Annotated in this window: 13 protein-coding genes; all 13 read right to left on the bottom strand. The window is 50.0% G+C overall.

Going from position 1 to position 13,065, the window contains the following annotated elements; translation table 11 throughout:
* Positions 1 to 4: 4 nt before the first annotated feature.
* The 13 genes from MPET_RS01175 to MPET_RS01120 all read right to left on the bottom strand — a co-directional run bounded on the left by MPET_RS01175 (position 5) and on the right by MPET_RS01120 (position 12,999).
* Entirely contained in the window at positions 5 to 1,753 is a 1,749-nt protein-coding gene (locus tag MPET_RS01175) for an ATP synthase subunit A (protein WP_013328188.1), read from the bottom strand.
* Positions 1,744 to 2,046, bottom strand: coding sequence for a V-type ATP synthase subunit F (locus tag MPET_RS01170; protein ID WP_013328187.1), 303 nt, complete (start codon positions 2,044 to 2,046; stop codon positions 1,744 to 1,746). Before MPET_RS01170 ends, MPET_RS01175 begins: the two co-directional genes overlap by 10 nt.
* A 3-nt stretch (positions 2,047 to 2,049) precedes the next feature.
* The gene (locus MPET_RS01165; RefSeq protein WP_013328186.1) at positions 2,050 to 3,108 is read right to left on the bottom strand and encodes a V-type ATP synthase subunit C; all 1,059 of its coding nucleotides are present in this window, start codon (positions 3,106 to 3,108) and stop codon (positions 2,050 to 2,052) included.
* 15 nt (positions 3,109 to 3,123) lie between these two features.
* Entirely contained in the window at positions 3,124 to 3,702 is a 579-nt protein-coding gene (locus tag MPET_RS01160) for a V-type ATP synthase subunit E family protein (RefSeq protein ID WP_013328185.1), read from the bottom strand.
* Between the two features lie 26 nt (positions 3,703 to 3,728).
* The gene (locus MPET_RS01155) at positions 3,729 to 3,977 is read right to left on the bottom strand and encodes a H+transporting two-sector ATPase subunit C (protein WP_013328184.1); all 249 of its coding nucleotides are present in this window, start codon (positions 3,975 to 3,977) and stop codon (positions 3,729 to 3,731) included.
* 3 nt (positions 3,978 to 3,980) lie between these two features.
* On the bottom strand, positions 3,981 to 5,954 hold the full coding sequence (locus MPET_RS01150) for a V-type ATP synthase subunit I (protein ID WP_013328183.1): 1,974 nt from the start codon (positions 5,952 to 5,954) through the stop codon (positions 3,981 to 3,983).
* Positions 5,947 to 6,270 (bottom strand): V-type ATPase subunit subunit G family protein, encoded by a 324-nt coding sequence (locus MPET_RS01145; protein ID WP_013328182.1) that lies wholly within the window; start codon positions 6,268 to 6,270, stop codon positions 5,947 to 5,949. The genes MPET_RS01150 and MPET_RS01145 overlap by 8 nt, the downstream gene beginning before the upstream one ends.
* A gap of 150 nt (positions 6,271 to 6,420) precedes the next feature.
* Positions 6,421 to 6,900 (bottom strand): hypothetical protein, encoded by a 480-nt coding sequence (locus tag MPET_RS01140; RefSeq protein ID WP_013328181.1) that lies wholly within the window; start codon positions 6,898 to 6,900, stop codon positions 6,421 to 6,423.
* The gene (locus tag MPET_RS15070) at positions 6,890 to 7,042 is read right to left on the bottom strand and encodes a hypothetical protein (protein ID WP_013328180.1); all 153 of its coding nucleotides are present in this window, start codon (positions 7,040 to 7,042) and stop codon (positions 6,890 to 6,892) included. The genes MPET_RS01140 and MPET_RS15070 overlap by 11 nt, the downstream gene beginning before the upstream one ends.
* A gap of 37 nt (positions 7,043 to 7,079) precedes the next feature.
* Positions 7,080 to 7,979 (bottom strand): cation diffusion facilitator family transporter, encoded by a 900-nt coding sequence (locus tag MPET_RS01135; RefSeq protein ID WP_013328179.1) that lies wholly within the window; start codon positions 7,977 to 7,979, stop codon positions 7,080 to 7,082.
* A gap of 23 nt (positions 7,980 to 8,002) precedes the next feature.
* Positions 8,003 to 8,590: an archaellin/type IV pilin N-terminal domain-containing protein gene (locus MPET_RS01130; RefSeq protein WP_013328178.1), complete on the bottom strand. Its 588-nt coding sequence runs from the start codon at positions 8,588 to 8,590 to the stop codon at positions 8,003 to 8,005.
* A 210-nt stretch (positions 8,591 to 8,800) separates the two neighbouring features.
* Positions 8,801 to 10,741, bottom strand: coding sequence for a type II secretion system F family protein (locus MPET_RS01125; RefSeq protein WP_013328177.1), 1,941 nt, complete (start codon positions 10,739 to 10,741; stop codon positions 8,801 to 8,803).
* Entirely contained in the window at positions 10,738 to 12,999 is a 2,262-nt protein-coding gene (locus MPET_RS01120) for an ATPase, T2SS/T4P/T4SS family (protein WP_013328176.1), read from the bottom strand. The genes MPET_RS01125 and MPET_RS01120 overlap by 4 nt, the downstream gene beginning before the upstream one ends.
* Positions 13,000 to 13,065 lie beyond the last annotated feature (66 nt).

Here is a 13,065-nt window from a genome sequence, read left to right as displayed (position 1 = left end):
TTAATCAGGCCTCCTTAACCTTGGCAAACTCTTCGTCCATCTGCTTCAGGATCTTCCCGAGTTCGGGCTTGTACTCGGCGATGAACTTGATCTGTGCAAGCTCGTTCTTCGCCTTGACGCCGACTACAGCCGCGATCGGTGCGCCGGACTTCTGTGCGTCGTAGCCGAGGTCCGCGTACTTCTTGATCGCCTTCATGATGTCGAACTGCTTCTCCATCGAACAGTATGTATCGACGGGGTCGAACGCGTTCTGCTGGAGGAAGACCTCACGGAGAAGACGTGCAACCTCGATAGTCACCTGCTCCTCGTCGGGCAGTGCGTCCGATCCTACAAGCTGTACGATCTCCTGCAGTTCCGACTCCTTCTGGAGAACAGCCATCGCCCATGTCCTGAGCGGGTTCCACTCAGGCGAAATCTTCTCGTCATAGTATGACGAAAGCGAATCGAGGTAAAGCGAGTACGAGTTCAGCCAGTTGATAGCCGGGAAGTGACGGCGCTGCGACAGCTTTGCATCAAGCGCCCAGAAGCACTTTACGATACGCAGAGTGTTCTGCGTAACAGGCTCGGAGAAGTCGCCACCGGGCGGGGAGACCGCACCGATAACCGTAATCGAACCGAAATCGTGGTTAAGTGTCTCCACACGTCCCGCACGCTCGTAGAACTCGGAGAGACGGGCCGACAGGTATGCCGGGTAACCTTCTTCTCCGGGCATCTCTTCAAGACGTGACGAAATTTCACGCATTGCCTCTGCCCAGCGGGAAGTCGAGTCTGCCATCAGCGATACGTCGTATCCCATGTCACGGAAGTACTCGGCGATCGTGATACCGGTGTAAACCGATGCCTCACGTGCCGCAACAGGCATGTTCGAGGTGTTCGCGATAAGAATCGTCCTCTCCATGAGAGGCTTTCCGGTCTTCGGGTCCTCGAGTTCAGGGAACTCTGTAAGAACCTCGGTCATCTCGTTTCCACGCTCACCGCATCCGATGTAGACCACAATCTCGGCATCGGACCACTTTGCGAGAGCCTGCTGGGTAACAGTCTTTCCCGACCCGAATGGTCCGGGGATAGCTGCCGTTCCGCCCTTTGCAATAGGGAACAGACCGTCGAGAATACGCTGTCCTGTAATCAGCGGGATGTCCGGGTTCTTCTTCTCCGTAACAGGTCTCGGGACACGGACAGGCCACTTCTGCATCATAGCGACCTCTTCGCCGGAGTCGAGAACGCAGACGATCTCGTCTACAGTGAACTCGCCCTTCTTGATCTCCTTGATCTTTCCGCCCTTGAAGGTCGGCGGGATCATGATCTTGGTGACGATGTTCGTCTCCTGGACCTCTCCGATGATTTCACCGGGGACTACTTCGTCGCCCTTCTTCTTTAAGGGCTTAAATTCCCACTTCTTTGCATGATCAAGACCCGGAGCTGACACTCCACGCTCGATGAAGCTGCCCATCTTCTCCATGAGCACTTCGAGAGGCCTCTGAATACCGTCGTAGATACTTGTCAGAAGACCGGGTCCGAGCTCTACCGCGAGGGACATTCCCGTGTTCTCCACAGGCTCCCCCGGCCGGATACCGTCGGTCGCTTCGTAAACCTGGATGATGACGTTGTCACCGTCAATCTTGATGACCTCACCCATGAGCTGCTCGTCTCCGACCTTCACCACATCGTACATGTGGGCGTCAAGGTCGACGGCAGTTACGACCGGCCCGGAAATCCTCTTTAGAATTCCTTTTGATTTTCCTTTTACTTCCACAGATCAACACCCACTGATCTCTTAATTCTCTCTCTGATGGAAAGTCCGCCCTCTTCGCCGCCGATGGCGATAACCGTCGGCTTTACCGAATCCGAGAGGGTGGTGCGCATCCTGAGCGGCAGTTTTGCCATATCTTCGCCGTTCATTACGAGTATGCCGACCTCGGCGTCATCCAGGACCATTGTCACGAGGTCGGCGATTGCATCGCTTTCCTCTGCCGCATAGGTCTTCTGGATGCCTGCAAGGCGGAACCCGAGAATGAATTCACTGTTTCCGATAACTGCGATCTCCATCTCTTACACCACCATGCATGCCTCGATACTTTCGGCATCGAGCTTCGACGCCTTGCCGCGTGCTACGGCACGGATATTCGAAACCTCATACTGCTTGAGTTCGAGGTAGAGCAGAATCGGACACACCGAAAACTGGTAGCGTTTCGCCAGTTTGTCGAGCTGAGCGAGCTTCGCCTTCGTAAGTGCGGTCTCGATCTTGTGCACCGATTTCTCTTCCCTGAATTTTTCAAGAACTTCCGTGAACGATTCGATATTCAGGCGGTTCCTGATCGTCTCGATAATCTCGTCGCTGCTCTCCGAACCGGCCAGGCGAACAAGCTCGTCGACCGAGAAAGTTCCGCCGGGGATCATAAGTTCGCGCAGGTCGTCGCTCTCAAGAGAACCCTTTACACGGAATACCGTCATCAGGTTCTTCGTATCGATGGCCAGACGGATATACTGCAGAAACACGTATCCGCCTTTAACTCCGCTCTTGGCCGCGTGAATGATATCCGCGTAGTATGCCTTGTAGAGCTCGTTCTCCATACGGGCGAAAGAGCCCGATTCAACGGCTCCGGCCATCTCCCGCTCGAAAACGGGATAGAGTTCATGACCCCTGAGGTTCTCCACGATCCTGTCGACCGAGTCATCCGCGATGAGTTTGTCGAGAGCTGCCTTGTCGAGGCTTCCTGCAGGGATCGTTATCTCTTTGATCTTTCCCTGCGGAACACCCTGCGACTTCCCACGCATGATCGTCAGGACATTCTGTATGTCCCAGCGAAGGAGATAGCACTTGGTGAATCCCTTAAGGTGACCGGGCACCATCGCAATTACCCTCTGGTAATCCTTTGCAAGATTCCACGACAGTGCAATCTCGAACAGGTCGATCCCCGAGAAAGATGAATTGAGCTCATCTATCTCAGCCTTGTAGTGCGTCTCTTCGATGATCCTTGCGATCTCGGGCAGCTCCATGTTGAGCATGCGCATATACTCCTCACGCGGGATGAGGGACGCCTTTCTCACCTTCATACGGGTGCAGGCGTATATGTAGGGAGCAGGGCCTGTAGTATTTACTGCAGCCATTTTCTGCCTCCCTCTCTACCCGAAGAGCTTCTCTGATGCGTCCCTAAGTCCGGTCTCCCAGACCTCGGTAAGATAGGAGCCGTAACTGTAATCCAGCTGCAGCTGCCCGTCTTTGCTCTCGGCAATGACGCCACCTGAGATATTTTTTGTTCCTGCCAGCGAGAACCCGGCGAGGGTTTTCAAGTCGGAGATTGCATGCTCCACTGCCGCCTTGTCGCGTTCGTTGCAGTAGAATACACCCTCTCCCAGCTCTTTTGCTGCCGCCTTGCAAAGCTCGCGAACCGCTTTCTTATGGAAATCCTCCGGCAGATCGCTGATTGCTTTGACAGTTGCGGCATGGACCTCGTCCAGCAGGGCCTTCTCTGCGTTCAGAATCTGGCGCTTTACTGCCAGGTTTCCTGCGGCAATCTCCCTGTTGACAATCTGGGCGGACTGCCTTGCGGCATCCTCCTCAGCCGAGGTCTTTATGGCTGCAACCTGCTCTCCGGCTTCCGCAAGAATCCTGTCGGCTTCCGCTTTGCCTTCCGCTTTGATTGCAGCGGCCTCTTTTTCGCCCTTTGCCTTTATCTCGCCGACTACAGCATCCAATGCCATTGTCTTATCTTCTCCTGGAATCCGTTTTATGTGAAGAGCAGAAGAAGTGCAACTACAAGACCAAAGATAACGACTGTTTCCGGAATGACCGTGAAGAGAAGTGCAAGACCGAACATCTCTTTGTTCTCTGCGGTTGCTCCTACTGCTGCTCCACCGATACCGAGCTGTGCAAGACCGGTACCCATTCCTGCAAGACCTACTGCGAGACCTGCACCGATTGCTTTGAATCCTACTGCCGAGGCCTGAGCCACTTCAAGTGTCATTGTATCAACCATTTTTTAATCCTCCGTAAATTTCCTAATAATTCCAAACGGTTCGTATTTTTTGCCGCCGCCCTGGTAGAACTTCGTGAAAAATTCCACGTAGTGCAGACGAATAGAGTGTAGACCACCGCCAAGAAGACCAAGTGCGGTGTTTAATGTGTGTCCTATGAGGAATACGAAGATTCCCACGATAATCATTACAATACTTACAATTCCGAAATCGGCAATCGCCGGCTCGATCATCATTCCGATAGCAATATAGTTGACTACGGCCGCGATTGCGACTGACGAGAGACCGACTGCAGCCAGACGTGTATAGGACAGCACGTGGCTGATGATTGTCGGAAGTTCCATAAGTTCAAGTGCACTATCCCTTCCGATTCCGATAATACCAACAAGAATCATCAGTGCTCCGACGAGCAGGAAGATATTGTAGCCTGCAATCGCCATTGCGCCTGTAAGATCGGGCATCATTGGGATCGGTGCGATAGTCCATATCATCAGGAGAATACCCCACATGACGATGATCCACCCGATCTGGGCAAAGATCACCTTGCTGCGGTGCTCTCCGGGGTGAAGCTGAACCTTTGCATTTCTGGCGTGAATAGCTCTTCCGAGTGTAATATGCAGAATACCGACCCATGCCGTAACAATCAGCAGAAGGATCGCATCAGGCCCGTGACCTGCGTGCTCCGCCCCGATATTGAAGTGGCGGCTCATGATAATAGGGTTCCACGGACATGCAAAACCAAGGAATTCGCTGTACAAAACACCAAATATTATACTTGCTACGCTTGCATTTCTTAAAACATCGAGCAGCTGGTTTCCTGCAATACTGTCTTTGACGAATTTGCGGAGCCAGAAGCTCATAATCAAAAGAATTGCACCATATGCGATATCTCCGAGAATAAATCCGAAGAATATCGGGAATACGATCGCGACAAGAAGCGTCGGATCGAACTCGGTATACTGCGGCCTCGAGTATATGTCCATCAAAGCCTCTGTCGGCTTTGCCCAGTTTGGACTGTCGTACTCGATAGGTACAATATCCTCATCATAGTTGATCTCCTCTTCGGTGACGAACACCTTTCCGCCAGTGGCAGCCTGGAGATCGCTTGTAAGGCCTTCCACTACATCCGATGGCACCCACCCTTCGGCAACAAATGCCTCTTCGGTAGTTGCGAATCTCAACGGTGCTTCTGCACGCTCTACATCTGCCGTGAGCAGTTCTTCGCATGCCACCAGGAATTCGGCGTATTTTTCTTTCTGAGCAGTTATCTGCTCCGACATCTTACCAATCTCGCTCTCGAGACGGGTGATCTCCTGAGTGTACTTTTCAATATTGGACTCTGCAGTGCCATCCTCGTTGGGAATGGCAACAGCCGTAAACCCTGAATCGACAAGGAACCTCTCGGCTTCCTGCGACGATTCTTTGGGCACGACTGCGATCAGGAGATTTCCGGGAACCTGGTCGGTGAAATATTTTTCACAATCGACCGGCAGCTCGATGTCCTGCGGAATAGTTCCTGCAAAAACGTCGAAGCCGTCATATCCCCGGAGAAGGGAAAGATCCATCGGGACTTTTGCAAAGGTTTCAAGGTCCGCCTGTTTCTGGACACATTCCCTGAGACTGCTTTCGAGAGAGTTCCGCCGTTCCACGAGGGAACCGATCTCCTCTTCAATCTTCGGGAGTTCACTCTCGATCTTTGTCGAAAGTGCACCTTTACCCTGCACTGCTACTGACTCTACATTATCGGGAGAAACGCCGATCATGTTGGCCAGCGAGCGAATCCTTAGAAGCTTTCCGGAGGTAGACGAGGCTCCTTCCATCGGTCTCCCGATCTTAAAGCCTTCATACTCCTCCTCCCCCTGGTCGACAAAGTCCTCTATATGAAAGACATTGTGACGGTACAACTCACGAATAACCGGTTCAAGCTGATCTTTAGACGCTGCGATGAGCAGCTTGCTCATCCTCTGGACTTTAAACATTGACCTTCACCTTGAACTGTGAAACAAGTTGTTCCACTGCTTTGTCAAGGTTGGAGGCTGCGTTCTTTTTCAGAGCTTCAGCTCGCTTCTCGCCTTCTTTGACGATCTCTGCGTATTGTTTGGCTGCCTCAGCCCTTGCGTCTGCGATGCGCTTGTTCTTGTACTCTTCGGCATCTGACTTTGCTTTCGCAATAAGATTTCCAGCTTCCTGCTCCGAATTAGCGATTGCGCGCTTCTTTTCTTCGTGGGCAGTGCTGATCATTGATTTGTACTCTTCTTCTGTCTCTTTGATGCTCTTGAGGACCTCAGTCTTCATCCAACCCTCCTCTCACGGCAATACATTAACTATCATCAAGGAAGGCTATTAATGATTTTTATTTCAAGTTGCGATGCCCTTTAAGGTCTCGAGATAAAAGTGAATTTCATTTTCAGCAGACGCCGATCTACGGTGGGAAAGGCCCGGAGTTTAACGGGCCACTATGGTTTGAATCTTCGATATCGAAAAAAATGTCTCCTCCAACTCCGGAAGCGAGATCTCCACTCCCCCGTTCACTGAAGACAGCCGCAGGTTTCCGAACTCTTCCGATGCACAGATCACGTCCTGTTCGGGGTGTGTCCCGCGTACGATATCGCATTTGGGGATTACGGCGGGCCCTGCGGAGACAACCATCGAAAGCCTCGCAGAGCCGGGATGATCCTTCGGCATAACAAAGACAGGCTGGTGATAAGTCCTCACGAGTTCGACCAGGATCTCCGCCTGCCTCACGTCTCCTCCCTCCGGCGCGGAGGCAACGATCAGGTCCCCTGCCTCGACGGTCTGGCATAATTCCTTATCATATGTCTCTATGCACAGCACGAAAAGCTCCTGTGCCTTTGCAACGAGCAAAAAAGGGTCCCCTCTCCTGATTAAAAGAAGCTCGTCATCAAGAGGGATATCATACTTCATCTACTGATTCCGACTGGCAGGTGGGGCAGACCGGGTGCTTTGACACGCTCTCGAATGTCGCCCCGCAGCTCCTGCACTTGTATTTTTTTGGTTTGAGACGCTGTGTCAGTTCAACGTCGAAACCACCGGCTCCTGAACACATTACAGTTTCACCTGAGAGATAATCGGCAGGGATTGATTTAATCCTTTTTGTTTTTGGCAGGTTCTACATGAATCGTAACGAAAATCCGCCCGAGTTTCGACTTTAAGGCAGCCTCGATCCTGTCGGTCAGTTCATGCGAATCGTTTACACTTGAATCGCCCGGGACCGTAAGATGAAACTCGACGAAACGATCGGGCCCTGCTCTCCTCGACCTTATCGCGTGGAAACTTACGTTGTTCCCGCAGAACCTCATGAGTACCTCCCGGATCTCCTCCATCTCATCGTCAGGAAGCGACCTGTCGGTAAGGTGAGCGAAGGATCTTTTTATGAGATCGTGGGCGGCATGCAGGATGACAAACGAGATTCCTATAGCAATTATCGCATCAAACTGGACAAAACCGGTAATCCGTATAAGAATAAGGCCGACCATCACACCCGCAGAAGTAAAGACATCGGTCCGCAGGTGCCAGGCATCGCTCTCGAGAGCAATCGAGCCGGTATCCTTTGCAACGGAGAAGAGTTTCGTTGAGACATAGAGGTTCATTATGGTCGAGATCAGCATCACGGCTATTCCGACGGAGAGCAGTTGTTCTGAGGCGATATCATGGCCGCTTACAAGGTTCATGACAGCCTCGTAAAGGATAATAAGTGATGCGACCACTATCAGGAGCGCCTCGATAATTCCCGACATGTCCTCGAATTTCCCGTGCCCGTACTCGTGGCACATATCCGGGGGAACTGCTGATTTCTTTACGGAGATATAAGCAATCGCCGATGCAATGAGATCCACGGCCGAATGAACAGCCTCCGAGATTATACTTATCGAGCCCACTGCAAGGCCGGCACCCAGCTTCATGAAGACAAGAAATGTATTTGACAATATCGAAAGGCGGGCCACTCTTTTCTTTTTAAGGTTTTCAGCCTCGAAATCTCTCATAACAGCAATGAAGAAGAATATGTTCAATAGAGGGTATTTATATTGTCGATCTGCCAGGGTGCACTTCTGCTGATTATCAGGGACATTGCCGATGTAGATGTAAGTTCAAGCGAAAATTCATCTCCGGGACCGAGCTCCTCCCCGGAGGTCAGGTTGACATAGATCGTATATGTTTCACCAGGTTCAAGAACCGTATCACCGGTCGCATCCGTGGGTTTGATCCCCATAATCCCCCATTTTCCTTCATCGATCGTGGTATTGTAAAGAGGCTCGTTCGCATCATAGGTTCTGATCTCGTCTCTGGTGGTCCAGGTGAGAACCATCTTGCTGAAATCTATATATTTGCCTCCCGGGGCGAGACCAACGTTGAATTGTATGGCACCTATCTCGTCGTCCGCTCTTTTTATTCCGTGCACATATCCCAGGATCTCAAGAGTCGAACCTGTCTGCTGAAGTGCAGTGTATGCAGTGCTCTGGGTCTGCTGGGTTGCAAAATACCCCGCACCGATCACCGAGAATGCGAAAACGGATGCAACTACAATAAAAGCTATCAAAACAATAGCTGCCTCCAGGCCGGTGAAGCCTTCGCATCGCTCCTGCAATCTCAACATATATTAACCCTGGCAAACCCTGACTTGTCGTTTATAAGATAATTATAACCTGACAATTTATTTAGTTATTATTGTATTTGCACCCGTTTACAGAATAAAGAATCAATATTATTTATTTTCAGGGATTGTTTTAAGGCATCTGTTTCTTAGGAGTCACATACTCTATATGAATATATATCAATCATCCTGTTAAAGAGGAATTCACACGACCTATATGAACAGGTTGAATATCACCAGTGCTATAATGAGCATAATCCCGGCGTGTTTTATGCCCGATTTTACCATTCCCTCACCCATCTGACCTGCAATGATGCCTGAAAATATCGCCTGTATAAGGCAGGTATGATATAACAGACGCCTGAATACATCGACATCCATATTAGCAGCCATCGAAAACTCCGATGCCCCGGCGATCGACGACCCGGAACTAGTTGTCATATTGCTGAGCTGTTCAAGAATTTCGAGGAAGTTCGTATTCAGTACCGCGACCACGAAGATGAATACGAAGAACGCAAGGTAGATGATTACGGTATAGATGAACATCTCACCCTGCCTCTCCTTCTTGAGAGTCTCGCTCATCCTTGCATCGGCCGATGCAATACCGAGCACCTCGCCAATATCCCCGGTCATCTCGCTGGCCTTGGTAATCAGCGTTACAGTTCTCGCAATTGCCGCAGTATTCACACGCTCTTCAAAGCGTATAAGTGCATCATTTACACTCGCACCCCATTCCAGATCCCTCTTTATTCTCCGTATCTCGTAAGAAATAAGCCCAAGATTGGCCTTGACAAGAACATTGATTGCACCCGCTATAGTGAGGCCGACTCTGTTTATACCCGAAAGTCTCTCCAGGAAATCCGGAATCGAGGATTCGATTGACTTGAGTTTCCTGCGCCAAAACTCAAAAAAAACGGCATACGGAAGGATTACTATAAGCATGGCGATTATCACGTGATCGTCGACCACAGCAATATAGAGCTCAGTATCCGAGTACTGAGGTGTAACCAGATAGACGGCAATAATGTATATAAGAGCAAGCGGTACCGTGAAATAAAGGGTCCTGTTCGCGTTTACTATGAACCAGTCGAATGGACTGGTGAGAAAACCCCGTATCGCCTTCAGGCGGTCGTACCAGTCCAGGGCCTTGTAATTGCGAACATCATCCTCTTTATCTTCGATCGGAACATCGATGAACTGTTTCATCTCGGTAATGCGTGTATATCTCTCCGCAACCTCATCGGAAAGCGACATCATATCGATAAAGAGAATGAATATCACTGCACCTATGGGAAGAAGGACATATGTAACCAGGGCGAATTCAAGAACGGCAGATGACCCGACCATTCCCATAACGACCATAATTATAACCAGGAACAGAGGTCCTGCGACAAAGACGGTAACATATGCTTCGGCAACTATCTGAAGGGTCGAGAGAAACTGAAGCTGTTCGAACCTCGCCTCCTCCTGGTACATTCTCACCCTCCCTTCAAGATATTCGGAGATGTTTCCGCCGCTTCCGGTGACGGATACCAGATCTTCCAGGAAATCCTTGAGTTTCTCCGAAGGTGTGGTCATGCTGAGGTTTTCCAGTGCGGAGATCAGGTCGTGGCCGAAGTATTCGGCATCTCTTAAAACCTGCCTGAACTCGATAGCGACTTCACCGTAAACGACGGCATTCTCAGACATCGACCTGAATATATCGAGCATCTCGGCACCACCCCTTCTCATTGCAAACATATACGAAACCGCGTTGTGCAGGGAGAGATTGATCTTTGTCGTCCTGGATGCTTTCTTGATCGAAGGATACCTGATCATTACATGGTACGAGATAAACGACAGCAGGATAAATATCACAAAAAATGCCAGAATGGCAAAGTTCGTCTGGTTCAGCTGTGGGATATAATATGACGGAAGCTGGAGATTGAATACATTGTAGATCTGTATCGAAACTCTCGGAATATAAATAAGTGAAGCAAAAAGAGCGGCCGCAATTCCTGCGGAAAACCCGGCCAACAGGGCACTGATCAGGCATATCTGCAGGAAACGGTTGAGAGTGATGCCCATCCTTGCGGATATCAAATCCGCATGGAGCTGCATAAATGCATCGGGGTTCCTCTTAAGTTTCCAGCTGACATACCTGTCGACTATCATAAAAATGCCTTCTTAAGATCGCCTATATTTTCGAGAACGTTGGAGGAATTGATGAAATAGGCCTGGAATATCTTGGTGACATTTATATAATCAATAATTCCCTGGTCGTGCATGGCCTGGATTATTCTGCGCCTCTTCTCGATCTCCTCGTTCATCTCCTCCCGGCTCCAGCCACGCATCTCAAGGATCTTCGAATATACCTGCGATCTGCCTGAATATGTATGAATATCCTTTACAGGGTCGTATTCAAAAACAGTATTTACACGGAGATTTCCTGTTCCGGGATCGATTCCCGCTATCTCTACGATCTCCATAGCTCTCCTGACCCTGTCCTGCCCCCTGTATACAAGCGCCTGTATCGAAACTATGTCAAGCGCCTGAACCATGTTCCTCGGAACGTTCAGGGGGGGATTTTCAAGCCTGTGGATAGCGGCGTCCACGCTGTTTGCGTGAAGAGTCGAGAAGGTTGTATGCCCGGTATTCATTGCCTGGAAAAGAGTCTGGGCCTCGACACCCCTCACCTCACCGACAAGGATGTATTCCGGCCTCTGCCTCATTGCTGCCTTCAGCAGGTCGAACATATCGACCTTGGCCCCGGATGTCTCGACTACAGCCTCCCTCGTAACCGTCGCAAGCCAGTTGTCATGGAAGAGAGTGATCTCCCTTGTATCCTCAATACTCACCACTTTTGACAGGGGCGGGATAAAGAGCGAGACGGCGTTGAGCGATGTCGTCTTTCCGCTCGCTGTTCCCCCTACGAATAGCAGGCTCTTATTGTTCTCGATTGCAAGCCAAAAGTAGACGAGCTGGTCGACATTGAACGTGCCGTAGTCGATGAGTTCGATAGGTGTAAACGGCTCTTCACGGAATTTACGAATTGTAAACGAGGTTCCCCTGCTTGTAACCACCTTTCCGAGGGTCAGCTGTAGACGCGAACCGTCAGGAAGGGTTGCATCCAGCATTGGCTGGGAGACGGATATATGCTTCCCCGACCTCTGTGCAAGGAGTATGGCAAGAGAATATAGAGTGTCTTCATCGAAGGAGATATTCGTCTTTATATTCCTGAATTTCCTGTGGTAAAGGAATAAAGGTATGTCCGAGCCGTCGCATGATATGTCCTCGATGTTCGGGTCGAACATGAGGGAGTCGAGCTTCGACCACCCGAGAAAGTTCCTGAGAAGATAATACTGGAGTTTAAAGAGGGCATCATCCTCTATTTTAACCTTATACTCATGAAGGAGGTAGTTCATCTTATCCATAAGGACACTCTCGCGATCCTCGAGAATCTCCTCGTCCGTAAGAATCAGGACATCCCTCATGTCTTCATAGAGCCTCTCTGCGAGCTCTCTTTCGAAACTGGATAATTTCGGTTCATAGAGAAGATACTCTTCGAGATGATTTTCGGGACTCTTCGCTATAAGCACCTTTGATCTTCCTTCGTGTATCCAGTATTCATCCCTGAGAACGTATCCTTCAGGAAGGATAGGGTCCACAAGAGGCCCGTCTGTCCCGAAATCATACAGGCGGATCTTTTCGATCTTCTTCTTCAGGAGCAGGCCCTTTTTTTCATCCTGAATTCGTGCCTTTGTTGTTTTTTTCTTCTTTTTTATATACGAGAGGTCCTCCCCTCCGCCCTCGTCCTTCCCGGTGGTCTCTGCTTTCTCAACGGACTCAGGCCATTCCTCTTCCCGCTCCTTTACCGGTTCCCTGACGGGCTGATCAGACGGTTCTTCTATGTTTCCGATTTCCTCCTTTTCGGTAATTTCATCTTTTTCCGGCTCTTCAGGGTGTTCCTGAATCAATTCGGGATCGGTGGAATCTTCTATCAGAACCACGCTTACCCCAGGAATCTCAGGGGCAGTTCCCTCAACTGATCCTACGGGTTCGACAGAATCTTCTGCACTGATTACTCTTTCTTCAGGCTCTTCATGGGCAGTTACCTCTACCGATTCCCGGGGTTCCTCACTGGCTGGCACCGGCGCCTCTTCTGCAATGGACGATGAAAGAGAATCGGGTTCAGGCGTGCCTGCAGGTTCGCTTCCCTCTTCTTTTCCCGCATCATCAGCTCTTTTGATATTTTTTATAATATCCTCGATATTCGGTTTGTCGGGCAGATCTGCCGGTTCTTTATTCTCTTCTTTTCCGGCATCATTCACTCCGTTGATCTTCTTTAAAATATCCTCGAGTTTCGGCTCTTCGGGTTCTTTGCCGACAGAAGGATCAGTCTTCTTTTTCTTATGAAAACCGGGAAAAGGCATATTACATAACTCCAGTGTATCAAATTAGTCTTCGGGCAATATATACGGTCCTGATTTAATAAAAGA

The sequence above is a fragment of the Methanolacinia petrolearia DSM 11571 genome (genome assembly GCF_000147875.1).
GTDB classification, from domain to species: Archaea; Halobacteriota; Methanomicrobia; order Methanomicrobiales; family Methanomicrobiaceae; genus Methanolacinia; species Methanolacinia petrolearia.
This window is presented reverse-complemented; position numbering and strand designations above follow the sequence as displayed.

What these genes read in the sequence shown, in the direction of transcription:
- MPET_RS01165 (WP_013328186.1), bottom strand. Translation starts at nt 3,108, where the DNA reads ATGGCTGCAGTAAATACTACAGGCCCTGCTCCCTACATATACGCCTGC.
- MPET_RS01130 (WP_013328178.1), bottom strand. Translation starts at nt 8,590, where the DNA reads ATGTTGAGATTGCAGGAGCGATGCGAAGGCTTCACCGGCCTGGAGGCA.
- MPET_RS01150 (WP_013328183.1), bottom strand. Translation starts at nt 5,954, where the DNA reads ATGTTTAAAGTCCAGAGGATGAGCAAGCTGCTCATCGCAGCGTCTAAA.
- MPET_RS01155 (WP_013328184.1), bottom strand. Translation starts at nt 3,977, where the DNA reads ATGGTTGATACAATGACACTTGAAGTGGCTCAGGCCTCGGCAGTAGGA.
- MPET_RS01145 (WP_013328182.1), bottom strand. Translation starts at nt 6,270, where the DNA reads ATGAAGACTGAGGTCCTCAAGAGCATCAAAGAGACAGAAGAAGAGTAC.
- MPET_RS01140 (WP_013328181.1), bottom strand. Translation starts at nt 6,900, where the DNA reads ATGAAGTATGATATCCCTCTTGATGACGAGCTTCTTTTAATCAGGAGA.
- MPET_RS01125 (WP_013328177.1), bottom strand. Translation starts at nt 10,741, where the DNA reads ATGATAGTCGACAGGTATGTCAGCTGGAAACTTAAGAGGAACCCCGAT.
- MPET_RS15070 (WP_013328180.1), bottom strand. Translation starts at nt 7,042, where the DNA reads ATGTGTTCAGGAGCCGGTGGTTTCGACGTTGAACTGACACAGCGTCTC.
- MPET_RS01170 (WP_013328187.1), bottom strand. Translation starts at nt 2,046, where the DNA reads ATGGAGATCGCAGTTATCGGAAACAGTGAATTCATTCTCGGGTTCCGC.
- MPET_RS01135 (WP_013328179.1), bottom strand. Translation starts at nt 7,979, where the DNA reads ATGAGAGATTTCGAGGCTGAAAACCTTAAAAAGAAAAGAGTGGCCCGC.
- MPET_RS01120 (WP_013328176.1), bottom strand. Translation starts at nt 12,999, where the DNA reads ATGCCTTTTCCCGGTTTTCATAAGAAAAAGAAGACTGATCCTTCTGTC.
- MPET_RS01160 (WP_013328185.1), bottom strand. Translation starts at nt 3,702, where the DNA reads ATGGCATTGGATGCTGTAGTCGGCGAGATAAAGGCAAAGGGCGAAAAA.